Genomic DNA, 22,711 nt, shown 5'->3' with positions numbered 1-22,711 from the left:
GCTGTGACTGACAGCACACCGGCTATCCGACAGGAGTTCAGTCATGACTTTCCGCGACACCGCCTGGCCCGAGGGCACCCCGTGCTGGGTGGACGTGCAGGTGCCCGACCCGAAGCGCGCGGCGGAGTTTTACGGGCCGTTGCTGGGGTGGGAGTTCTCCGACCAGGGCGGTTACCTGATCGCGTTGCGTGAGGGCAGAGGCGCGGCGGCGATAGGCCAGAGACCACCAGGGGGTCTGTCGGCCTGGACGACGTACCTGGCGGTCGAGAACGCCGACAAGACGGCGGCGGCGATCGTCGAGGCCGGCGGGCGGCTGATGCTGGAGCCGGGCGACGTCGGCCCGGCCGGCCGGCTCGCGCTGGCGGTCGATCCCGCGGGTGCCGTGTTCGGCATCTGGCAGGCGGGGTCCACGACGGGGGTGCAGATCGCGAACGTGCCGGGCACGCTGGTGTGGAACGAGTGCCTGACGCGCGATTACGAGGGTGGGAAAGCCTTCTATGAAGCCGTTTTCGGGTATTCGTACGACGCCTTACCGGGCGGTTACGCGTACTCGACGCTGAAGGTGGACGGCAACATCGTCGGCGGGATCGGTGAGCTGACGTCGCCCGAGGTGTCTCCGCACTGGAGCACGTACTTCGGAGCAGCGGACACCGACGCGACGGTCGAGAAGGCTCTGTCCTTGGGCGGTTCGGTCCTGCGCCCGGCGGAGGATTCCCCGTACGGCCGGTCAGCCCAGCTGGCGGACGACCAGGGGGTGCCGTTCAACGTCATCTCGGTGGAGGGGTGAGGGTTTTGTGGTGCGTTGGGTTCGGTCGGGGGAAGGAGGTGTCCGGCTGGGGCGGGCTTGTGATCTCGTGACCTCATGACTGGCGCCGGGCAGCCGGGGTTGGTGCGCTCTTGGCCGCCGTGGTTGCCGTGGGCCGGGCACCGCAAGTGCACCTCCGTCCCGGCGTGGTGCGTGGGCTGAGCTGCCGTGCGCTGATGCGGGCTGGACTGGTTCGGGTGACCGCGGGCTGGCTTGCTGCGGGCTGGTGCGGGCTGAGCAGGCTGGACTGGTGCGGGCTGGGCCGCCGCGGGTTGGGCTGGTGCGGGCTGGGTTGCCGCGGGCTGGTTGCCATGGGCTGGGGGCGACCGCGGGCTGGCTACCTGGCTTACCGCGAGCCGGGTTTACGCGGTCTGCATCGCCGCGGGCGGTGACTGGCGCAGGCTGGCTTGCTGCGGGCCGGATTTGGGCGGCTGAACTGGCGTCGGCTGGCGCGGACTCCCGCAGGCTGGTGCTCGGGCGCCGCGGGCTGGACTGGTGCGGGCTGCATCGCCGCGGGCTGGGTCGCCGCGGGCTGGTGCGGGCTGCATCGCCGCGGGCTGGGTCGCCGCGGGCTGGGCTACCGCGGGTTGGGGCGCCGCGGGCTTGGCTGACGCGGGCCTGCCCGTCTGGTGTGGTGTCGCGTGCCGACGTGTGGCTGCGCCTCCTCGCCTAGTGGCGCGCCCGCGCCCGCTGCATGAGCCCGCCGCCCTGCGCTTGGGGCTGCTGCCTGCACCTGCCTCGGGGGCTGCCATGCGCCGTAGGAGCGCGATTCGTCTGCTCGTCAGTCCCCTGATCGGCGCCGTCCATGCGAGAAAGCGCTTTCTCGCAGCGCTGTGGCCTACCGGAAACCCCGTCGAGAAAGCGCTTTCAGCGTCCCGGCCGCGGAGTCGAGGGCCGCTTCCCGGATAAGCCCTTCCAGGAGGTCTGCTGCCGCCGTTCCGGCAGCGGCATGCCCCACCCAAACCAGCCCCTCAAGAGAAAGGCACCTCCCTCGCAGAAAGCGCTTTCCCCGCCCCAAAAACCGGGGGACGCCCCCGAAGGAGCGTCCCCCGGCGTGGGTCACTCTACCCAGCCGAACGTCTTCGTCACGGCCTTCTTCCAGTTGTGGTACTGGGCCTCGCGGGTGTCGTCGTCCATGGACGGCGTCCACTCCTTGTCCTGCGCCCAGTTGTTCCGGATGTCGTCCTCGCCCGCCCAGAAACCGACCGCCAGCCCGGCCGCGTACGCCGCACCGAGCGCGGTCGTCTCGTTGACCACCGGCCGGATCACGGGTACGCCCAGGATGTCCGCCTGGAACTGCATCAGCAGCTCGTTCACGACCATCCCGCCGTCCACCTTGAGCGACTTCAGCGGCACCCCGGAATCGGCGTTCATCGCCTCGATCACCTCGCGCGACTGGAACGCCGTGGCCTCCAGCACCGCACGCGCGAGGTGGCCCTTGTTCACGAACCGCGTCAGGCCGACGATCGCGCCACGCGCGTCGGATCGCCAGTATGGCGCGAAAAGACCCGAGAACGCGGGTACGAAGTACGCCCCGCCGTTGTCCTCCACCGTCCGCGCATGCTGTTCGATCTCCGCCGCCGTGCCGATCATCCCGAGGTTGTCCCGCAACCACTGCACGAGCGAACCGGTCACGGCGATGGAACCCTCCAGCGCGTACACCGTCTCCCTGCTGCCGATCTTGTAGCAAACCGTCGTCAGCAACCCGTTCTGCGACATCACCTTCTCGGTCCCGGTGTTGAGCAGCACGAAGTTCCCGGTGCCGTAGGTGTTCTTCGCTTCACCGGGCGAAAGGCACGCCTGCCCGAACGTCGCGGCCTGCTGGTCACCGAGAATGCCCGCGATCGGCACCCCCGACAGCACCCCGCGCTCGCGCACTTTGCCGTACTCCTCCGACGAGGACCGGATCTCCGGCAGCATCGACAGCGGAATGCCCATGTCCGCGGCATGACTCTCGTCCCACGACAGGGTGTCGAGGTCCATCAACAGGGTCCGTGACGCGTTCGTCGGGTCCGTGACGTGCACCCCGCCGTCGGGGCCGCCCGTCATGTTCCACAACACCCACGTGTCCATGTTGCCGAACAACAGCTCGCCCGCCTCGGCGCGCTCCCGCGCACCCTCGACGTTGTCGAGGATCCACTTGACCTTCGGCCCCGAGAAGTACGTCGCGAGCGGCAACCCGGTCTTGTCCCGGTACCGCTCCTGCCCGCCGCCGAGCGCGCCGAGTTCGTCGACGATCTTGTCGGTCCGCGTGTCCTGCCACACGATCGCGTTGTAGACGGGCTTTCCGGTCTTGCGGTCCCACACCAGCGCGGTCTCCCGCTGGTTGGTGATGCCGACCGCGGCGATGTCACCCGCCCGCAGGTCGGCCCTCGCGAGCGCGCCCGCCGTGACGGCGCGCGTGTTCTCCCAGATCTCCTCGGCGTTGTGCTCCACCCAGCCGGCCCGCGGGAAGATCTGCTCGTGCTCCCGCTGGTCCGACGCGACGACCCGGCCGGAGTGGTCGAAGATCATCGCCCGGGTCGAGGTGGTGCCCTGGTCGATCGCGGCGACGTAGGAGGTCATCTGCTCTTCCAATCAGGTGAGGTTGTGGACGGCCAGGTACAGGAGTGCGGCGAGCGCGCCGCCGGCCAGCGGGCCGACGACCGGGATCCACGAGTAACCCCAGTCTCCGTCTCGCTTGCCCCTGATCGGCAGCACGAACGCGTAGGCGATGCGCGGACCGAGGTCACGGGCCGGGTTGATCGCGTAACCCGTCGGTCCGCCGAGCGAGATGCCGATGACCAGCACCACGAACGCGACGCCGGCGTAGCCGAGCGCGGAGTTGCCGAAGGTCGGGGTGCCATCGGCGCCGGTCTTGACGGTCGGGCTCAGCAGGATCCACGCGACCAGCACGAAGGTCCCGATGATCTCGGTGACCAGGTTCCACGCCTTGTGGGGGATCTGCGGCGCGGTCGAGAAGATGCCGAGCGTTTCCTCGGGCTCGGGGTGGTCGTCGAACTGCAGCTTGTAGGCCGCCCAGCACAGCACCGCGCCGAGGAATGCACCGACCATCTGGCCCGCCATGTAGACGGGCACCTGCGACCACGGGGTCTGACCCGCGATGGCGAGGCCCAGCGTCACAGCGGGGTTGAGGTGCGCCCCGCTGGGCGCGGCGAGGCTCGCGCCGGCGAACACACCGAAAGCCCAGCCGAAGGTGATGAACAGGGTGCCCGCCTGGTGCCCGTTGTTGCGGCGCAGCACGACGTTGGCGACGACGCCGTTGCCCAGCAGTATCAGCACCGCAGTGCCGATCAGCTCCCAGACGAAGATCGCGATCAGACTCATCCCGCCCCTTCCCGAAGGATCGCTTCGCGTGTGAACCGGCGTGGTGAGCCCCGGCGCCGTCGCCGGTTCACGATCACCGCAACGCTACTTCGAGCCAGGGGGCAATTCCAGGTACATCCGGGCACACGCGGTGGGCGGTCACCCTGGCGTTGCACCGATCAGGTGGTGCGGAACACCCGTGCGTACTCGGTCGGAGTGGGCGGTCCGTGACATCCTGGAACCGGCAGCAGCAGACTCGCGAGGAGGGGAGCCGGAGTGACTGAGGCGGAGCTGGGACCGGCCGCGCGCGAGGAGAGCTGGCGGCGGCTCTCGGATCAGACGTTCGACCTCGTGGTGATCGGCGGTGGCGTCGTCGGTGCGGGCACCGCGCTGGACGCCGCGACGCGCGGCCTGCGGGTGGCGCTGGTGGAGGCGCGCGATCTCGCGTCGGGCACGTCGAGCCGGTCGAGCAAGCTGTTCCACGGCGGGCTGCGGTACCTCGAACAGCTGGAGTTCGGGCTGGTCCGGGAGGCGCTGCGCGAACGCGAGCTGATGCTGACGACGATCGCGCCCCACCTGGTGAAACCCGTGAGCTTCCTGTACCCGCTGACGCACCGCGTCTGGGAGCGCCCGTACACCGCGGCGGGCCTGTTCCTGTACGACACGATGGGCGGCGCGCGATCCGTGCCCGGGCAGAAGCACCTGACCAGGGCGGGCGCGCTGCGGATGGTGCCCGCGCTCAAGCGGAACGCGCTCATCGGCGGCATTCGCTACTACGACGCGCAGTCCGACGACGCCCGGCACACGATGACCGTCGCGCGCACCGCCGCGCACTACGGCGCGGTGGTCCGGACCTCCACCCAGGTGGTGGAATTCCTCCGCGAGGCCGACCGCGTGTCGGGCGTGCGGGTGCGTGACGTCGAGGACGGGCGCGAGACCGAGGTCCGCGCCAACGCCGTGATCAACTGCACCGGTGTGTGGACCGACGAGCTGCAGCGGCTGTCCGGCAGCCGCGGGCGGTTCCGGGTGCGCGCGAGCAAAGGCGTGCACATCGTGGTGCCGCGCGACCGGATCGTGTCCGAGAGCGGGCTGATCCTGCGGACCGAGAAGTCCGTGCTGTTCGTGATCCCGTGGCGCAACCACTGGATCGTCGGCACCACCGACACCGACTGGAACCTCGACCTCGCGCATCCGGCCGCGACCGAGCACGACATCGACTACATCCTCGAACACGTGAACTCGGTGCTCGCGACGCCACTGACGCACGACGACATCGAGGGCGTGTACGCGGGGTTGCGGCCGCTGCTGGCGGGGGAGAGCGAGGAGACGTCGAAGCTCTCGCGTGAGCACGCGGTGGCGCGGGTGGCGCCCGGGCTGGTGGCGATCGCGGGCGGGAAGTACACGACCTACCGGGTGATGGCGGCGGACGCGGTGGACGCCGCGGCGGTCGACCTGCCGGGGCGGCCGCAGCCGTCCATCACGGACAAAGTGCCGCTGCTGGGCGCGGACGGGTACCACGCCCTGGTGAACCAGGCGGATCACTTGGCGGCGCAGCACGGGTTGCACCCGTACCGCGTGCGGCACCTGCTGGACCGGTACGGGTCGTTGGTGCACGAGGTACTCGCGGTGGCGGAGGGGCGGCCGGAGCTGCTGCGGCCGATCGAGCACGCGCCGGACTACCTGGCGGTGGAGGCGGTGTACGCGGCCAGCCACGAGGGCGCGCTGCACCTGGAGGACGTCCTCGCGCGGCGGACGCGGATCTCCATCGAGTACCCGCACCGGGGCGTCGACTGCGCGCCGCAGGTGGCAATGCTGGTCGGGCAGGTGCTGGGCTGGTCGGACGAGACGATCGCCCATGAGGTGGAGGTCTATACGGCGCGCGTCGCGGCCGAGCGGGACTCCCAGACGCAGCCGAGCGACGAGGCGGCCGACGCGCGCCGCGCCTCGGCCCCGGAAGCCCGGGCGCGCCTGACGGAGCCCGTGGGGTAGGTGGATGTTCTTTCTCGGGCCCGAGCCGCGCCGCGGTTCGGGCCCGAGTGGTGTGTGGGGTTTTCACCTGGAACAGGTGCCAGTGCCACTCGGAAGAGCGGTTGGGGTGGCGGGATCAGGTGGCGCGGCGGCCGCGACAGCAGGCTGGGGTGGCCCGGAGAGACGGCTGGGGATCGAGTGGTGGGGTCGCCTGGACCGGAGCGGGGTCGCCCGGGTGGTGGGGGGTCGGCCGGAGGAGGGGGGCGTCCGGGTAGTGGGGGTCGCCTGGACGAGGGGTCGCCCGGGTGGCGGGGGTCGCCTGGACGAGGGGGTCGCCCGGGTGGCGGGGGTCGGCCGGAGGATCGGGGTCGCCCGAGTGGTGGGGGTCGCCCGCAGGAGGGGGTCGCCCGGGTGGCGCGGGTCGCCCGGTGGTGAGGGTCGCCCGGAGGAGCGCGGTCGCCCGAGGAGCGGCGGTATCGCCGGTGTGGATGGCTAGGACCGCCCGAACGAGTGGCCGCAGGAGTCGACTGCTGTCACCAGGTCGGCCAACCAGCCGCCAAGCTCCGAAAAACCTACCCCTGTGGGGTCGGTGTTCCCGCGGCGCTCGGCACCGACTCCGGGGCGCGTTCGTGCAGCACGACCGTGTCGCCGGCCAGCAGGGCCTTCAGCGTGATCCGGTTGCCGATCGGGTGGGACATCGGCGCTATGAGCAACACCTGCTGCGGACCGTCCGGGTTGGGTCGCACCGTGCGGGCCATCTCCTCGTACTCCTCGCCACAGGAGACGATCGCCCCTCCGTCCACCGGGAACAGCGTCTCCACCCGGCGCGGCATCACGATGTCGCCCTCCGCGGCCGTCGTGCGCCGCCCCGCCACGAGCAGCGGGCAGTCCGGGTCCGACGACAGCACGTGGTCCGCCTCGACGCCGTCCGCCGTGCAGGACAAATCGTCCCGGTGCACCACCCGCGCACCACGCAACTGGGCGGCTATTTGCAGCAGAATTGTTTCCGGCATGTTTCCGCCGGTGATCGCGACCGTTTCCCCCGGCGCGACGCCCTCGTTCTTCAGCGTCGCGTGCAGCCGGCGCAATGTGTCAAAGGTCTCCCGATAGCTCATCGAACGGCTGCGGGAGGCAAAGGCGATGGTGTCGCCGCCCTCACAAAGCACGTCGAGGATGCGGGTCAAGAACAAACTGGAGTCGCCCACGAGTCCCCCGTTCGGCGCTGAAGCAAGGTTTCCGAATCCAGATCATCACAGGAGCGAGGTATCTGAAAGGAATTGTGTCACCCGGCACAACGTGACGAAAACGGCGCGTGTTCCCCGCACGGTCCAATCCTTCCTCAACCGCTCCGCGCGGGTACTACCCCCGTTCCCGGGCGTTAACCTTCCCGGCACGCGAATTTCCACAAAGGACCTACGGCGCGGTCCGCAACCACGAAACCAGCTGCTGCCCCGGCGTGTACGGATCCTTGCTCATCCCCACCCGCTCGAACCCGCAGCGCTTCGCCACCGCCTCCGACGCCACGTTGTCCGGGTGGTGCCGGTACGCCACCTGCCGCAGCCCGAGCGCACCGAACCCGAACCGCACCGCCGCGCTCACCGCGGGCACGCTGATGCCCCGGCCACGCGACGCCGGGTGGATCCACAGCGCGATCTCCCCGTGCCCGGCCTCCAGGTCAAGGTCCTTCAGCCCGACCTCGCCCAGCAACGCGCCCGTCGTCGGCTCGGCGATCGCCCAAGCGCACCGTTCCTCGCTGAACCACTCCGCCGCCCGCTGCGTCACGTACAGGTCCGCCTCGGCCAGGTTCCGCACCCGGTAGTTGACGATGTAGCGGTTGTGCTCGGGATCGGCGAACGCCTCGACGAGCGCGGGCCGGTCGTCGAGCAGGTCGTCCGCCCGCAACGCACGCAGGTAGTACTCACCAGCGTTGATCTCCACCGGCTCCATCGGCTAACGGGACCTCGCTCCGAAGACCAGCGCGACCGCGAGCGGGATGAGGAACACCAGCCAGATCCCGCGGGCCACGGTGAAGAACAACAGCACGGCGACGATCGCCGCGATCGGGACCGCCCCGACGCCGAACCGGCGCGCGGGCGGTTGCGGCCTGCCGGGCGCGACGGGCGCCGCCCGCAGCACACGTGGACGCGGCTCCGGCAGGTCCTCGAACAGCGGGACCAGCTCGCTGCGCATCCGCGCCGCGGTGACCTTCGCCGACCGGGTGCCGTACTCGTCGATGTCCAGGCGCCCCGTCCGCACGTGCTCGGACAGCGTCTCGATCGCCTCGTCGCGCTCAGCGTCGCTGAGCCGCATGTCCGCCACGTCCCCGATCCTACGACCGGTGCCGTCGTCGATCACGTTCGCGACGGTCCTTGTCCCAGTCCTTGCCCCAGATGCCCTGGGCGAACGCACCGAACAGGAACGGCAGCGCGATGAACCACCAGATGCCGGTGGTGATGCCCAGGACGATGGCACCGGCGAACAGCACCGGCATCATCGCGGCGCTCACCCGCTGGCTCAGCGGCCGGTCGGAGTAGGCGACCGCGCCTGGCGGCTTCGGCTGGACGGCCTTGGCCGGCGCGGGCGGCGGCGTGCCGAACACCGGATGCGGTTCGGGCAGGTCGGCGAACACCTCGGCCAGCTCACCGCGCGTGCGCGCCGCCGCGACCCGCGCCGACCGGTCGCCGTACTCGTCCACGTCGAGCCGCCCCGCGCTCAGGTGCTCCCCGAGCGCGGACAGCGCCGACTCCCGTTCGCTGTCGCCGATCCGCAGATCCGGCGAGGGAACCTCGTTCACGCCCCGATGGTATGCCCGGCGGTTGCCTTCAGTCCTTGATTTCGAGCAGGGCGGCGCCCTGAGTGACCGCGGCGCCGACCTCGACGGACAGGCCGGTGACCGTGCCCGCCTTGTGCGCCGTCACCGGGTTCTCCATCTTCATCGCCTCCAGCACGACGACCAGCTCGCCGGCCTCGACCTGCTGGCCCTCTTCGACGGCGACCTTGACGATGGTGCCCTGCATCGGCGCCGTCACGGCGTCCCCGCTGACCGCGGCTGTGCCGCCGCCGGAACGCTTGCGGGGCTTGGCCTTCGCCGCCGCCCCACCGCCGTTGCCCCCGCCGCCGAGCGCCAGGTCGCCGGGCAGGGAGACCTCGAGGCGGCGGCCGCCGACCTCGACCACCACGGTCTGCCGCGGCCCGGTTTCCTCCTCGACCTCGCCGGGCGCGGTGAACGGCTCGATCCGGTTGTCGAACTCGGTCTCGATCCAGCGGGTGTGCACGCTGAACGACTCGCCGTCGCCGACGAACGCCGGGTCACGCACGACCGCGCGGTGGAACGGCACGACCGTGGCCAGGCCCTCGACCTCCAGCTCGTCCAGCGCGCGGCGGCTGCGCTCCAGCGCGTTCTCCCGGTCGGTACCGGTGACGATCAGCTTCGCGAGCATCGAGTCGAACTGGCCACCGACGACGCTGCCGGTGTGCACGCCGGAGTCGACGCGGACGCCAGGACCCTCGGGGAACACCAGCTTGGTGACGGTGCCGGGCGCGGGCAGGAAGTTGCGGCCCGCGTCCTCGCCATTGATGCGGAACTCGATCGAGTGACCGCGCGGCTCCGGGTCCTCGGTGAAGCGCAGCTTCTCGCCGCGCGCGATGCGGAACATCTCGCGCACCAGGTCGATGCCCGCGGTCTCCTCGGACACCGGGTGCTCGACCTGCAGCCGCGTGTTGACCTCCAGGAACGAGATGGTCCCGTCGGTGCCCACGAGGTACTCGACCGTGCCGGCGCCGGAGTAGCCGGCCTCCTTGCAGATCGCCTTGGCGGAGCTGTGGATCGTGGCGCGCTGCTCGTCGGTGAGGAACGGCGCGGGCGCCTCCTCGACCAGCTTCTGGTGCCGGCGCTGCAGGGAGCAGTCGCGGGTGCCGACGACGACGGCGTTGCCGTGCTGGTCGGCCAGCACCTGCGCCTCGACGTGCCGGGGCTTGTCCAGGTAGCGCTCGACGAAGCACTCGCCGCGGCCGAACGCGGCGACGGCCTCGCGGGTGGCGGACTCGAACAGCTCCGGGATCTCCTCGATGGTGCGCGCGACCTTGAGACCGCGGCCGCCACCGCCGAACGCCGCCTTGATGGCGACCGGCAGGCCGTTCTCCCGCGCGAACGCGACGATCTCGTCGGCGTCCTTCGCGGGCTCCTTGGTGCCGGGGACCAGCGGCGCGCCGGCTCGCATCGCGATGTGGCGGGCGGTGACCTTGTCGCCGAGGTCGCGGATGGCCTGCGGGCTCGGGCCGATCCAGGTCAGGCCCGCGTCGATCACGGCCTGCGCGAAGTCGGCGTTCTCCGAGAGGAAGCCGTAGCCGGGGTGGACCGAGTCGGCGCCGGAGCGCTTCGCGACGTCGATCAGCTTGTCGATGACCAGGTAGCTCTCCGCCGCGGTGGTGCCGCCGAGCGCGAACGCCTCGTCGGCCAGCCGCACGTGCGGGGCTTCGCGGTCGGGGTCGGCGTACACGGCGACGCTCTGCAATCCCGCGTCCTTGGCCGCTCTGATCACGCGGACCGCGATCTCGCCGCGGTTCGCGACCAGGATCTTGGTGACCGGTCCACCGATGGACTGCTCGGGCACGCCGCTACCTCCGAAAAGAGTTCCGCTCCCCGCCCCGGGGCGTCCTGTCGAAGGCGCCTGGCACGGGGCCTCACCGCAGTTTACGGGCCTGGTGTCCCCGTGCGGTGAGAGGCGGCTCACGCTTACGCTGGGCACGATCGGTCAGGGGGAAGGAGCGGTGGGTGGACGCGAAGCGGGCTCCGCGGTCCGTGTTGCTCACTGCCCTGCTGGCCGCGATCGTCACCGTCGGGGCACTCGTGGGGGTGGCCGCGATGCGGGCCCGGGAGGACCGGCCGCGCGAGGCGGCCCCGGTGCCGCCGGTGTCCGCGCAGCCGGGAACGGACTGCGGTGACGGGCCCTGCAAGCTGCTGGCGACGAGGACAGTGGGTGCCGGCGCGGTCGAACTGCTCGCGGATGCGCAGGGCGCCAACGGCCGGTTCCAGGCCGACGGCCAAGTGGTCCAGACCAGTATCACCGAGCTGGGTGGCCGGCTCGACCCGGACTCGCTGACGTGCGTCGCCGCTTCGGTCTCCGCGTGCCTGGTGAGCGCCCCGTTCAGCGGCGGCGAGCTCGGCGAGCTGGTGGTGCAGCGGGACGGCGACTGGCGTGCGGTGGCGAAGCCGTACTTCTCCGACGCGGGGGTCATCGAGCTGGGCAACGTCGCGAACGACGACGCGCCGGAGGTCGTGGTGGTGCAGTCGTCCCCGGCGCTCGCGCGGGTGTACGCGCTGGACGGCAGTGTCGTCGGCTGCACGCGGAAGTACAGCTATCCGGCGCAGCTGCGGGGCTGGCCGCAGGTGCGGGTGCTGGCGTCGGACCTGCGGGCCTGTCCTTAGCCCTATTCGCGCTCCACCCGCTGCAAGCCCCGCGCGGGCGTCCACCATTCGACGACGAGCCTCGTGGCCTTCTCGTCGAGGTGCGTGTGCACGACCTCGGTGATGTCGGCGTGGAAGACGTCGCCACCCGGGGCGGCGGTGGCCCGGCCGGAGATCTTCGCCTCGCCCGGCCACTGCGCCTCGGCGCCCTCGACCGGGTCGACGGTGGCGCTGTGCAGGGCGAACCGCGGGTCCCGGCGGAGGTCCGCGCCCTTGCGCGCGTCCGGCATCGAGCCGAACACCAGGTCACCGTCCTCGAAGTTCGCCTCGATCCCGGAGATCCGCGGCGCCCCGTCGGCCCGCACGGTGGCGATCGTCTTGTGCTTGCGGGCGTCGAACAACGCCCGCACGCGCGCCGCGAACTCCGGTACCGCCTTTTCCACGTCCTGCCATGCAGTCATGCGCCCTACGATGGCACGTCTCAGACGAACTGGTTGCCCTCCGCGCGGAGGTGGCGGCGCAGAATCTTGCCGTTTCCGTTCCGGGGCAGGGCAGCCAGCCACACGATGTCGTCGGGCACCTTGTACCAGGACAGCCGCGTCTTGGCGAGGTCGAGCAGCTGCGCGCCGAGGATGTCCGGCTCGGCGTCGGGGACCGGCACGACGTAGGCGCGCAGGCTGGTGTGCCCGACCTCGCGCCGGACGGCGCTGACCGCCGCTTCGAGCACGCCCGGGTGGCTTTCCAGCAGCCGTTCGACCTCGCCCGGCACCACGTTCTGGCCGCCGATCACCTCGACGTCGTCGAGCCTGCCGTGGACGTGCACGACGTTGTCCTCGTCGAGCGACGCGAGGTCGCCGGTGGGCCACCACGTGTCGACCAGCTGGTCCGGGCCGAGGCCGCCCCGCGCGACGCCGCGGGTGGCGAAGGGGACGCGGATGTGCAGCTCACCCCGTTCCCCGGTCGGCAGCACCTGCCCCTCGGCGTCGACGATCCGCACCGGACGGCCCTCGTGCGGCGGCCCGACGGCCGAGGGAGTGTCGTAGTCGGCGGGCCTGCCGATGGCGATCCCGCCGATTTCGGTGGCGCCGTAGCCGTTGATCAGCCGTTCGCCGAGGATCGGCACCAGTTGTTCGCGCAGGCGCTGCGAAAGCACCTCCCCGGCGCAGATCGCCACCCGCAGCGCGCCGAGCACCTCGGCCGCACCGGGTTCGAGCAGCAGCCGCGCCAGGAAGCTCGGCTGGCCGAAGAACCGCGTGACCGCGTGCGTGCGCATGAGCTCGATCGCCGCCGCCGGAGTCGCGCGCGGGCGCGACAGCACGGAGGTCTGCCCGATTCCGAGCGTGGCGAGCACCGAGGCGCTCAGGCCGCCGAAGAAGTACATGCGGGACACCGAGAGCCCGACGACACCGGCGCCGTCCGTGCTCAGTCGCGTGCCGAGATCGCGGTGGAGGAAGAAACACAGCTTCGGCTTGCCCGTGGTGCCCGAGGTGAACAGCGCCAGCGCCGGAGCGTCACCGCCCGCGGTGAACCCGGTGGCGGGTGCCGCGGCGGTCAGCTGCTCGGCGCGAGTGGTCCGGACCAGTCCGGCGGTGTCGAGCCAGCCCGCGGTCTCCGGGTCGACCACGGCCAGTGCCGGCTCCGCGGTCAGCACGTCCCGTTCCAGGTCCTCGCGGCTCATCTGCACGTTCACCGGTACCGCGACGACACCGGCCTGCCAGGCGCCCAGCAGGCACCACACCATTTCCATGCTGTCCGGCAGGGCGAGCAGTACGCGGTCACCTGGTCGCAATCCCGCTGCCAGGTAACCGTTCGCGACGCGTGCCGCGCCGTCGAAGACCTCCGCGAACGTCCAATCGCGACCGTCGGCCACGAAGGCGACGCGGTCATCCCAACCCCGCGCACGGGTGTGTTCCGCCAAGCGCTGCGCCACGTTCTCAGGCATGCCCGCCAGGTTGCCGGGAACCCGGCGGGCATGCGGGTGGGATTTCGCGGATCTGCCCGGAAGTCGGAAGATCCTTCACCACTAGGCCCGGACGGGTTCCCGCTCCGGCTCCGGCTCGCCCAGCAGCGGGGGCGTGGTGTGCGAGTGGAGGATCTCGTCGTCGAGGAGGTTCTCGGTGCGGGCGATCCATGTCGGGATCGCGATCTGCCCCGCGACGTTCGTGGCCGTGCGCATCATGTCGAGGATCGGGTCGATGCCGTAGATCACCGCGATGCCCGTGGCGATCACCGCCGGCGGGAGGTCCAAAGTGCTCAGTGTCAGCGTGAGCATGGTGAACCAGCCGGTGACGCCCGCCGTCGCGATCGCGCCGAACACCGCGACCACGACGATCAGCACGTAGTCGCCGAAACCGAGGTGGATGCCGAACAGGTTGGCGATGAAGATGCTCGCCACCGCGGGGTAGACCGCCGCGCAGCCGTCCATCTTCGTCGTCGTGCCCAGTGGCACCGCGAAGCTCGCGTAACCGGGGTCGACGCCGAGGTTCACCGCGGTCTGCCTGCTCAGCGGCAGCGTCGCGCCCGAGGACCGCGACACGAACGCGAACTGCAGCGCCGTCCACGCCTTGCGGAAGAACAACGCCGGGCTCACCTTGCCGACGAAGCGCAGCAGCAGCGGGTACACCCCGAACAGCACGAGCAGCGTGCCGGCGTACACCGCGACGATCAGCGACAGCAATGGCCGCACGAACTGGTCGCCGTAGGTCGCGAACGCGTGACCGATCAGGCCGAGCACGCCGATCGGGGCGAGCCGGATGATCCAGCCGAGGACCTTCTGCACCAGGTCGAACACCACGCGGTTGAAGCGCACGAACGGCTCCGCGCGGTCACCGAGGCTGTACGCGGCGAGGCCGACGGCCAGCGAGATCACCACGACCTGCAGGATCTTGCCCTCGGCGAACGCCTCGAACAGGTTGCTCGGCACGAGGTTGTCGACCAGGTCCAGCCACGAACCGTGGTCGCGGGACGCGAGCTTCTGCACGGTGGCCTGGTCCGGCTGCAGCGAAACCCCGCTGCCGGGGTTGACGATCCGGCCGACCGCGATGCCGATGAGCACCGCGATGAACGACGTGGTCGCGAACCACAGCACCGTCTTGCCGCCGAGGCGGGCCGCCGTGCGGGCACCGCCGAGACCGCGCAGGCTCACGATGCCGAGCACGATCGCGGTGAAGACCAGCGGCAGGACCGTGACCTGCAGCAGGTCGGTGAAGATCGAGCCGATGGTGTTGAGGGTGGTGTTCAGCCAGCCGAGGTGTGCCTGCCGGGCCAGGAAGCCCAGCAGTGCGCCGACGACGAGTGCGACGACCACGACGAGACCGAAGACCTTGGGCTTGCGATAGGTCCGTAACAGGGACACGGGTGCGCTCCGGGGAAAGTTCTGATGTACCGGAGGGCACCAACGCCCGTCGTGTCGCGGTTCTTCCGCCTTCCACTATGTGAGAGACCACAGGTCGGGGATGGTGACCCCGACCTCGGCGAGCAGCCTGCGGGTGAGCGGCAGGCTGATGCCGATCACGCTCGACGGGTCACCGTCGATGCCCTCGACGAACCAGCCGCCGAGCCCGTCGAGCGTGAACGCGCCCGCCACGTTCAGCGGCTCGCCGGTGGCCAGGTACGCCTCGATCTCGTCCTGCGACGGGTCGGCGAAGCGGACGTGCGTGGTGTTGCTGCCGGTGGTGCGCCGGGTGACCACGCCGTCCTCCAGCCGGAGGACGGCGTGGCCCGTGAGCAGGTCGCCGGTGTTGCCCGCCAGCTGGGCCCACCGCTTGCGCGCGACCTCGACCGTGCCGGGCTTGCCGAGCATCTCGCCCTCGATGGACAGCATCGAGTCGCAGCCGACGACCACCGCGTCCCCGTCCAGCGTCGAGGCGACCGCCTCCGCCTTCGCCGCCGCGAGCGCGGTGACCAGCTCGGCGGGCGCGGGATCGGTGAGCGCCGCGGCGACGGCGTCCTCATCGACGCCGGACACCACGACACTCGGTTCGATCCCGGCCGCCCGCAGGACGGCGAGGCGGGCGGGGGAGGCGGAAGCCAGTACGAAACGCACGCCTAGAGGTTAGCTGTGGTGCTTACCGGCTCCGGCGTGGCGGCGGGCGGAGCGTCGCGGACGACCCGCTTCATCGCCAGCGCCGCGATCGCGCCGAGGACCAGCACCGCCGCGGGCAGGAGCATCGTCTCGCGGGCCGCGGTAGTCAGGGCGACCGGCGCGTTGCCGTGCTCGGCGGCCATCGTCGCGGTGATGCGGGCCTGCAGCAGCACGCCGATCGCGGCGCTGCCCAGCACGCCGCCGACCTGCCGGGACGTGTTGAAGATCCCGGACGCGGCGCCGGCCATGCGGCGGTCGACCGAGCTCATCGTCACGTTGCTCATCGGCGCGAACACGCAGCCCGTGCCGATCCCGCACAGCAGCAGCACCGGAACCAGCGACCACGGGTGGGTGTCGGCACGCGCCTGCAGCGCCACACCGAGAAGGCCCGCCGCGAGCGCGAGGAACCCGACCACGACGAGGTACTTCGCGTTGACGCGGTCGGAAAGGCGCCCGATGAACGGCGCGATGAGCCCGGACAGCAGCGACATCGGGGCGGTCAGCAGGCCCGCGCTCGTCGGGCTCATGCCGAGCACGTCCTGGACGTACACCACCAGCGGCACGAACATCCCGGTCATCGCGAAGCCGATCGCGGTGGCGGTGAGCGTGCCCGCGGAGAAGTTCCGGTTGCGGAACACGGTGAGCGGCAGCAGCGGCTCACGCCTGTTGAGGCGCTGCCAGACCACGAACGCGACGAGCAGCAGCACGCCGGCGCCGATGATCTCCGGGATGTTCACCGGCCCGAACACGCGGCCCCACGAGTACTGCTGGCCGTTCTGGATGCCGAACACCAGGCAGAGCAGGCCCGCGGCGGACAGCAGGATGCCGGGCACGTCGAACGAGTGCGCGTGCTTCGGCTGCCAGTCCGGCACCAGCGCGACGGTGAGCACGATCGCGACGACGCCGATCGGCACGTTCACGAAGAAGATCCACTCCCAGCCGAGGCTGTCCACCAGCAGACCGCCCAGCAGCGGGCCCGCGATCGTGGCGAGCCCCGCGACCCCGCCCCACAGGCCCATGGCGGGACCGCGCTTGGCAGGCGGGAACAGGTGGGTGATGAACGCCAGCGTCTGCGGGGTCATCAGCGCGGCGCCGAGCCCCTGCACCGCGCGGGCGGCGATCAGCATCTCCGCCGAGCCGGACAGCCCGCACCACAGCGACGCGAGCGTGAACACCGCGAGGCCCGCGAGGAACACGCGCTTGGGGCCGAAGCGGTCGCCGAGCCTGCTGGTGAACAGCATCGGCACGGCGTAGGTGAGCAGGTAGACGCTGAGCACCCACACCACGGAGTTGAGCGTGGTGTGCAGCTCGCGCACCATGGCCGGAATCGCGATGGACACGATGGTGGTGTCCAGCAGGATCATGAAGAAACCCAGGCACAGCGCGGAAAGCGCGGCCCACGGGTTAGCCTGTCTTGGCATCGGGGGAGTCCTTGTCGTCCACGATGGAGAGATGGGGTTTGTTCTCGTCCGGCCACGGGATCCGGCCGGACTCGAGGTCGGCGATGAGCCGTTCGGTCCAGTCCAGTTCGGACTTGCGTTGGTGCTGCGCGAAATCGTGGTCGATCCAGTACATGCGGGGCAGGTCCTTTTCGAGCACCTGGCCGATGACGTACTGGTTCGCGGCGATGCGGGCCTTGAGGTTGATCGCCCGCATCCTGAGCTGGTCGAGCGCGTCGTCCCGGTCCAGCTCCGCCGCGGCGGAGAGGGCGACCGGGTACTCCGGGTACTCCTCGGCGGGGGTGGCGAGCATCTCCCGCGTCTGGTCGGTGAAGGTGTCCCGGCCCTTGCCGGTCATCGCGTAGACCGTCCGCTCCGGGCGGCGGCCCTGGCGCTGCGTGTCGACCACTTCGATGTGGCCTTGGGCCTCCAGGCGCTCGACCGTGTGGTACAGCGAGCCGGGCCGGAGCTTCACGCGGAAGTCGACCCGGCGCTGGCGCATCAGCTGGGTCATCTCGTAGGGGTGCATCGGTCTTTCGTGCAGCAGCTCGAGGATCGCCATCGCGAGGGGCGTCAGCGCCTTTCCGGCCGCGGCCACGATCGATCAGTCCCTTCGGAGGAGTCCAGCTCGTTTATTCCACGTGGACTATACGACGTGGACTGTGTCGCTGTCGAGCCTGTCCGAAACGGCCAACCGGGCGTGACCGATTGGGTACGGTGAGGAGGCCGGGGGGCACTGGCACGTTGGGGGGTCTCACGTGGTCGATCCGCTTTCCTCCGCACTGCTCGGGGCGCTCGGCGCGACGTTCTCCGCCGTGCACCAGTGGGTCGTCGAGCGCGGGGCCGACCGCGCGGTGGAGCGGACCCGCGGCCAGCAGCTCGCGAACCCGGAACGCGTGCTGGCCCAGGTCGCCCGCGAGCTGGGCGACCTGCGCCGGGTCGAGTTCGCCCGGCTCGCGGACAACGAATGGGCCGCGGTGCAGGACGCCGTCGCCGCGTCGCTCCGCGCCGCGCAGCTCGACGAGGCCCCGCCGAAGGTGCTCGTGAGCGCCAACCGCCTGCGTGCCCGGGTCCGCACGGCCGGGCGGCCCGCGTTGCGTTCGGCCGGGCTCGACGACTCCGGCCGCGAGGCGTACCACCGCCTCCTGCGGCACAGCTGCCACAAGATCGCCAGGCGCGCGCAGGCGGTGGACGGCGTGATGCGGGCGCTGCACGCCGACATGGCGAACGACGTCGAGCAGCTCAAGAACCGCGTCGAGGACCTGGCGCACAAGCCCGCTGGGGGCGAGGACCGGTTCGAGCGGGCGTACGTGCGTTACGTGGCCGAGGAACACGCGACGTTCGAGCTGTTCCAGGTGAGCATCGGCCGCGCCCCGGCGCAGTACGCGTTCGACGACTTCTACACCGCGCCCTCGATCGCCCGCCGCCAGCGTTCGGCCGACGACGTCGAGCTGACCGGGGCGGGCACCGACAGCGCGAACGCGATCGGCTCGGCCCGGCGGGTCCTGCTGTTCGGCGGCGCGGGCGCGGGCAAGACAACGTTCCTGCGGTGGCTGCTGCACACCGCCGCGGTGTCGGTGCGCGACGGCCGCGAGGGGCCGTGGCGGGACGACGTGCCGTTCTTCGTGTCGCTGCGCCAGTTCGGCGACCGCCCGCTGCCCTCGCCCGAGGACCTGGTCGCGGCCACCGCGCCGCCGCTGGCCGGGGAGAAGCCGGACCGCTGGGTCAGTTCGGTCCTGCGGTCCGGGCGGGCGATGGTCCTCGTCGACGGCGTCGACGAGCTGCTGCTGGAGCGGCGCGAGGAGGTCCGGCGCTGGCTGACCGGTCTGGTGCGGGCGTATCCGGACGCGCGTTACGTGGTGAGCACGCGCCCGTCCGCGGTGCCCGACGACTGGCCCGGCGGCGGGTTCGCGCGGTTCGAGCTGCTTCCGTTGAGCAGCAACGGTTTGCGCAACCTCATCGGGCACTGGTACGAGGCCGCGCGGGCGCTGGAGAGCGATCCCGCGCAGCGGGAGTGGCTCGCCGGCTGCGAGCGCCGCCTGGTGCAGAGCCTCGCGACACGGCCGGACGTGCGCGGCCTGGTGTCGAGTCCGTTGCTGTGCTCACTGCTGTGCGCGCTGTACCGCCAGGAGAACATGTACCTGCCGCAGAGCCGCAAGGAGCTGCTGGACAAGGCGCTGGAACTGCTGCTCGGGCAGTGGGACCTGCAGCGCGACATCCCGGTCGAGGACGAGCTGCGGATCTCCACCAAGGAGAAGGTCGTCCTGCTGGAGCGGTTCGCGGCGCCGATGGTGCGCAACGCCGAGCTGCTGGTGAGCGCGCCCGTCGCGGAGCAGCGGTTCGGCCGGGCGATGTCGGGGCTGCGGTCGGAGGCGCGCGAGCTGCGGCCCGAGCAGGTGCTGCGCCACATGCTGGAGCGCACCGGCCTGCTGCGCGAACGCGACGACCGGATCCAGTTCGTGCACCGCACGTTCCGCGACTTCCTGGCCGCGGGCGAGTTCGTCAAGGCGGGTGAGCTGGGTTACCTGATCGAGCACGCACACGACGACTCGCTCTACGAGGTCGTGTTCATGGCCGCCGCGCAGGCACGGGCGCGGGAGGCGGGCGAGCTGCTGGGGCGGCTGCTCGAACGGGCGGGCAGGCGCGCGACACGCAAGGACCGGGAGACGGCCGACAAGCTGGAGCTGCTGGCCGCGGCCTCACTGGGGTACGTCGACGTCATCGACCCGGAGCACGTGCGTGCCGACGTGCTCGCCGCCGTCCGGCGCCTCATCCCGCCGCGCACGTTCCAGGACGCGGAGCTGCTCGCGCGGGCCGGGACGTTCGTGGCGGACCTGCTGCCGGGGCCCCTGGAGGTCGGCAGGTACGCCGACGAGACGGGCGCGGACCGGGCCGAGGTCGCCGCACGCGTGATCCGGACCCTCGCCCTGATCGGCGGCGAGGAGGCGTGGGAGAAGATCCAGGCGTTCACCGGCACCGACCGCCGCGTCGTGATCGACGAGCTGCTGCGGGCGTGGCGCCAGTTCGACCACTCCGAGGACTACGCGCGCACGCTGCTGTCCGATGTGGACTTCGGCGAGCTGGTGCTGGAGGTGCACCGGTGGGACGTGCTGGCCCGGTTGCGGCACCTGAAGAAGCTGACCGCGGTGCAGCTCATTGGCGACATCGCGCTGACCGACCGGGAGGGCAGGCGGCCGCTCGCGGAGATCCCGAACCTGCGGCACCTGGAGATCCGGTCCAACGAGGTGGCCGACAGCCTCGCGGGACTGGCGGGCTGCGACGCGCTGCGCGTGCTGTGGATCTCGGGCTACAGCGCGCTGCGGGACCTGTCCGCGCTCGCTTCACTGCAGGTGGAGGAGCTGCACCTGCACACGACGGGCGGTTTCGGCGCTTTGCGGGCCCCGCGCCTGGCGACGCTGGCCGGTGCACCGCTGCGGCGGTTGTCCATCCGGCATCCCGCGCTGGAGCGCGGTCTGCACGCGCTGCCCGAAGGCCTGCCGCTGACCGAGCTGGTGCTCGACGGGCGCGCGGAGTACCGGTCGTTGCTCGGCGTGGAGCGGTTCCCGGGGCTGGAAAAGGTCGTCGTGCACGGCGTGCCGGACGAGGACGAGGTGCGGGCCCTGCGTGAGCTGCCCGCGCTCGCGGAACTGGTGGTGCACAAGCCCGAAGCGGACCTCGCGCGGTTGCGGTCGCTGCTGCCGGACGTGCACGTGGTCGTCCACCACCGGTCCCGCGCCCGTTCCTAGTCCGCCTCGATGCGGCTGGCGACAGTGCGGATGTGCGCGGAGATCAGGTCGTGCAGCGCGTCACCGTCGCCGGCTTCGAGCAGGTCGCAGATGCGCGTGTGCTCTTCGAGGATGATCCGTGGCCGGTCGCCGTTGGCGTGGCGCAGTGCGGTGTGCACCATCCGCAGCTGCCGGTCGCGCAGCCCCGAGTAGAACTCGTCGAACAGCGCGTTGCCCGCCGCGTGCACGAGCGCCGCGTGGAACTCGCGGTCGAGCGTCGTGAACCGCGGGTCCGGCCACTCCAGGCTCTTCTGCTCGGCCAGCACGCGGCGCATCTCGGCGACCACCTCGCGCTGCCGTCCCGCGCCGATGACCTTCGCGGCGGCGTGGCGCTCCAGGAAGATCCGCGCCTCGGCGATGTCCTCCGCCTCGCTCGCCGAGACGGGCACGACGAGCGCGCCCTTCTTCGGGTACAGCCGCAGCAGGCCCTCGGCGGACAGGCGCAGGAACGCCTCGCGGACGGGCGTGCGGGACAGCCCGACGTCCTCGGCGACCTCGCCTTCGCTGATCAGCCTGCCGCCCTCGAACCGCCCGTCGAGGATCCGCTCCTTCGTCCAGCGGTACGCCCGCTCGCTCGCGGCGCCCTGTGAGCGGTCCCTCGTTGACATGCGCGCATAGTAACGGGGACCGTGATAGATACAAGATAGATGCAACAGGGGAGGCGACTGTGCGCAAGGCGTGGTTCATGTGGGGGCTCGGTGCCCTCTGCTACCTGACCGCGTTGTTCCACCGGATGAGCCTGTCGGTCGCCGGACTCACCGCCCAGGAACGGTTCTCGGTCGACGCCACCGGACTGGCCGCGTTCTCCGTGGTGCAGCTGGTCCTGTACGCGCTGCTGCAGGTCCCCGCCGGCGCGGCGGCCGACCGCTTCGGCCCCCGGCGGTTGTTGCTGGCCGGGATGGCGCTGATGGCCGTGGGCTCGACGGTGTTCGCGCTCGCCACGTCGTACCCGCTCGCGATGACGGGCCGGGCGCTGATCGGCGCGGGTGACGCCTTCCTGTTCGTCAACGTGCTGCGGCTGGCGCAGAACTGGTTCCCCGGCCGCCGTTACGCGCTGGTCGCGGCGCTCACCGGGATGATCGGCGGGCTCGGCCAGCTCATCGCCACCGCGCCGCTCGCCGCGCTGCTCGACGGGTTCGGGTGGACGGCGGCGTTCCTGACCGCGGGCGTGCTGACCGCGGTGTTGCTGCTGGTGGTCGGGCTGCTGCTGAAGGAGAGCCCGCGGGGCCGGGTCGCGCCCGTGGTCAGCGGTGAGCCGCTGCGGAAGAGCCTGCGGCACGCGTGGCGCAGCCGCGGCACCCGGCACGCGATGTGGTCGCACTTCACGCTGATGGGGACGTTCGTGTCGTTCACGGCGGTCCTCGGGCAGCCGTACCTGGTGAGCGCGCAGGGCCGCACGCCGGGCGCGGCGAGCGGGCTGCTGACCGTCGTGGTGGTCGGGTTCGCGCTGGTCAGCGCGGTCGCCGGGCAGGTGGCTTCGCGGCGCCCGGACCTGCGAGGACGGCTGGTCGCGACGGCGGCCTCGGTGAGCGTGGCGTGCTGGGCGGTGCTGGTCGCGGTGCCCGGGCCGCTACCGCAGGCGGTGCTGGCGCCGGTGCTGTTCCTGCTCGGCGGCGCGGGCGGCGTGAGCATGCTGGCGTTCGACCTGGCGCGCACGTCGAACCGCGGTCACCAGGCCGGAATCGCCAGCGGCGTGGCCAACATGGGCGGTTTCTGCTTCGCCGTGGTGGCCGAACTGGGCGTCGGCGTGCTGCTGGACGCGCTGGTCGCCCACGGCATCGCGGCGCCACTGGCCCACCGCCTGGCCTTCGGGGTGGTGCTGTTGCTGGCGCTGGCAGGCACGGTGCGGCTGCTCACGCTGCACCGCCACGCGGGCATACAGCCGCGGCGGTCGGAACTGGAGCTGGTGGGCTGAGG

General features: G+C 71.2%; 19 protein-coding genes. 5 read left to right on the top strand and 14 right to left on the bottom strand.

Features of this window, described 5'->3' with window-relative positions; all coding sequences use genetic code 11:
• Positions 1 to 43 precede the first annotated feature (43 nt).
• The gene (locus tag FHX82_RS22085) at positions 44 to 787 is read left to right on the top strand and encodes a VOC family protein (protein WP_145938945.1); all 744 of its coding nucleotides are present in this window, start codon (positions 44 to 46) and stop codon (positions 785 to 787) included.
• 1,077 nt (positions 788 to 1,864) lie between these two features.
• Here the strand turns inward: FHX82_RS22085 and glpK are convergent.
• Positions 1,865 to 3,370: a glycerol kinase GlpK gene (glpK, locus tag FHX82_RS22080; RefSeq protein ID WP_145938954.1), complete on the bottom strand. Its 1,506-nt coding sequence runs from the start codon at positions 3,368 to 3,370 to the stop codon at positions 1,865 to 1,867.
• A 12-nt stretch (positions 3,371 to 3,382) separates the two neighbouring features.
• The gene (locus FHX82_RS22075; RefSeq protein ID WP_145938944.1) at positions 3,383 to 4,132 is read right to left on the bottom strand and encodes an MIP/aquaporin family protein; all 750 of its coding nucleotides are present in this window, start codon (positions 4,130 to 4,132) and stop codon (positions 3,383 to 3,385) included.
• Positions 4,133 to 4,387: 255 nt separating this feature from the next.
• Between FHX82_RS22075 and FHX82_RS22070 the strand changes: the two genes are divergently transcribed.
• The gene (locus FHX82_RS22070; RefSeq protein ID WP_145938943.1) at positions 4,388 to 6,100 is read left to right on the top strand and encodes a glycerol-3-phosphate dehydrogenase/oxidase; all 1,713 of its coding nucleotides are present in this window, start codon (positions 4,388 to 4,390) and stop codon (positions 6,098 to 6,100) included.
• Between the two features lie 551 nt (positions 6,101 to 6,651).
• Here FHX82_RS22070 and FHX82_RS22065 read toward each other — a convergent pair.
• The 5 genes from FHX82_RS22065 to FHX82_RS22045 form a co-directional block, all read right to left on the bottom strand.
• Positions 6,652 to 7,263 carry an AMP-binding protein gene (locus FHX82_RS22065; RefSeq protein WP_183176755.1) on the bottom strand — a complete coding sequence of 204 codons (612 nt, stop codon included), beginning with the start codon at positions 7,261 to 7,263 and terminating at the stop codon, positions 6,652 to 6,654.
• Positions 7,264 to 7,492: 229 nt separating this feature from the next.
• Positions 7,493 to 8,026 carry a GNAT family N-acetyltransferase gene (locus tag FHX82_RS22060; RefSeq protein ID WP_145937939.1) on the bottom strand — a complete coding sequence of 178 codons (534 nt, stop codon included), beginning with the start codon at positions 8,024 to 8,026 and terminating at the stop codon, positions 7,493 to 7,495.
• 3 nt (positions 8,027 to 8,029) lie between these two features.
• Positions 8,030 to 8,389 (bottom strand): DUF1707 SHOCT-like domain-containing protein, encoded by a 360-nt coding sequence (locus tag FHX82_RS22055; protein ID WP_145937944.1) that lies wholly within the window; start codon positions 8,387 to 8,389, stop codon positions 8,030 to 8,032.
• A 19-nt stretch (positions 8,390 to 8,408) separates the two neighbouring features.
• Positions 8,409 to 8,873, bottom strand: a complete 465-nt coding sequence (locus tag FHX82_RS22050) for a DUF1707 SHOCT-like domain-containing protein (protein WP_145937938.1) — start codon at positions 8,871 to 8,873, stop codon at positions 8,409 to 8,411.
• A 28-nt stretch (positions 8,874 to 8,901) separates the two neighbouring features.
• Positions 8,902 to 10,692 (bottom strand): acetyl/propionyl/methylcrotonyl-CoA carboxylase subunit alpha, encoded by a 1,791-nt coding sequence (locus tag FHX82_RS22045; RefSeq protein ID WP_145937937.1) that lies wholly within the window; start codon positions 10,690 to 10,692, stop codon positions 8,902 to 8,904.
• A 161-nt stretch (positions 10,693 to 10,853) separates the two neighbouring features.
• Here FHX82_RS22045 and FHX82_RS22040 point away from each other — a divergent pair, with 161 nt between their 5' ends.
• Complete coding sequence (locus FHX82_RS22040; RefSeq protein ID WP_229881339.1) at positions 10,854 to 11,507, top strand: hypothetical protein; 654 nt, start codon at positions 10,854 to 10,856, stop codon at positions 11,505 to 11,507.
• A gap of 2 nt (positions 11,508 to 11,509) precedes the next feature.
• On the opposite strand, the gene FHX82_RS22035 is transcribed toward FHX82_RS22040, so the two are convergent.
• From FHX82_RS22035 to FHX82_RS22010, 6 genes are all read right to left on the bottom strand, one after another.
• Entirely contained in the window at positions 11,510 to 11,947 is a 438-nt protein-coding gene (locus tag FHX82_RS22035) for a pyridoxamine 5'-phosphate oxidase family protein (RefSeq protein ID WP_145937936.1), read from the bottom strand.
• Positions 11,948 to 11,967: 20 nt separating this feature from the next.
• Positions 11,968 to 13,428, bottom strand: coding sequence for a class I adenylate-forming enzyme family protein (locus FHX82_RS22030; protein WP_145937935.1), 1,461 nt, complete (start codon positions 13,426 to 13,428; stop codon positions 11,968 to 11,970).
• An 81-nt stretch (positions 13,429 to 13,509) separates the two neighbouring features.
• Entirely contained in the window at positions 13,510 to 14,841 is a 1,332-nt protein-coding gene (locus FHX82_RS22025) for a dicarboxylate/amino acid:cation symporter (protein ID WP_145937934.1), read from the bottom strand.
• 75 nt (positions 14,842 to 14,916) lie between these two features.
• A complete protein-coding gene (locus FHX82_RS22020; RefSeq protein WP_145937933.1) occupies positions 14,917 to 15,531 on the bottom strand; it encodes a Maf family protein in 615 nt (204 codons plus the stop codon).
• Positions 15,532 to 15,533: 2 nt separating this feature from the next.
• The gene (locus tag FHX82_RS22015; RefSeq protein ID WP_145937932.1) at positions 15,534 to 16,991 is read right to left on the bottom strand and encodes a DHA2 family efflux MFS transporter permease subunit; all 1,458 of its coding nucleotides are present in this window, start codon (positions 16,989 to 16,991) and stop codon (positions 15,534 to 15,536) included.
• On the bottom strand, positions 16,975 to 17,607 hold the full coding sequence (locus FHX82_RS22010; RefSeq protein ID WP_229881337.1) for a PadR family transcriptional regulator: 633 nt from the start codon (positions 17,605 to 17,607) through the stop codon (positions 16,975 to 16,977). The genes FHX82_RS22015 and FHX82_RS22010 overlap by 17 nt, the downstream gene beginning before the upstream one ends.
• A 160-nt stretch (positions 17,608 to 17,767) precedes the next feature.
• Here FHX82_RS22010 and FHX82_RS22005 point away from each other — a divergent pair, with 160 nt between their 5' ends.
• Positions 17,768 to 20,755, top strand: a complete 2,988-nt coding sequence (locus tag FHX82_RS22005; RefSeq protein WP_145937931.1) for an NACHT domain-containing protein — start codon at positions 17,768 to 17,770, stop codon at positions 20,753 to 20,755.
• Here FHX82_RS22005 and FHX82_RS22000 read toward each other — a convergent pair.
• A complete protein-coding gene (locus FHX82_RS22000; protein WP_145937930.1) occupies positions 20,752 to 21,402 on the bottom strand; it encodes a GntR family transcriptional regulator in 651 nt (216 codons plus the stop codon). The genes FHX82_RS22005 and FHX82_RS22000 overlap by 4 nt on opposite strands.
• 59 nt (positions 21,403 to 21,461) lie before the next feature.
• On the opposite strand from FHX82_RS22000, the gene FHX82_RS21995 reads away from it, so the two are divergent.
• Positions 21,462 to 22,709 (top strand): MFS transporter, encoded by a 1,248-nt coding sequence (locus FHX82_RS21995; RefSeq protein ID WP_229881335.1) that lies wholly within the window; start codon positions 21,462 to 21,464, stop codon positions 22,707 to 22,709.
• The last annotated feature ends 2 nt before the right edge of the window (positions 22,710 to 22,711 follow it).

This window comes from Amycolatopsis bartoniae, assembly GCF_014191255.1.
Taxonomy (GTDB): domain Bacteria; phylum Actinomycetota; class Actinomycetes; order Mycobacteriales; family Pseudonocardiaceae; genus Amycolatopsis_E; species Amycolatopsis_E bartoniae.
Note: the sequence above shows the minus strand (reverse complement) of the source record. Positions and strands in the feature narration are given on the sequence as shown.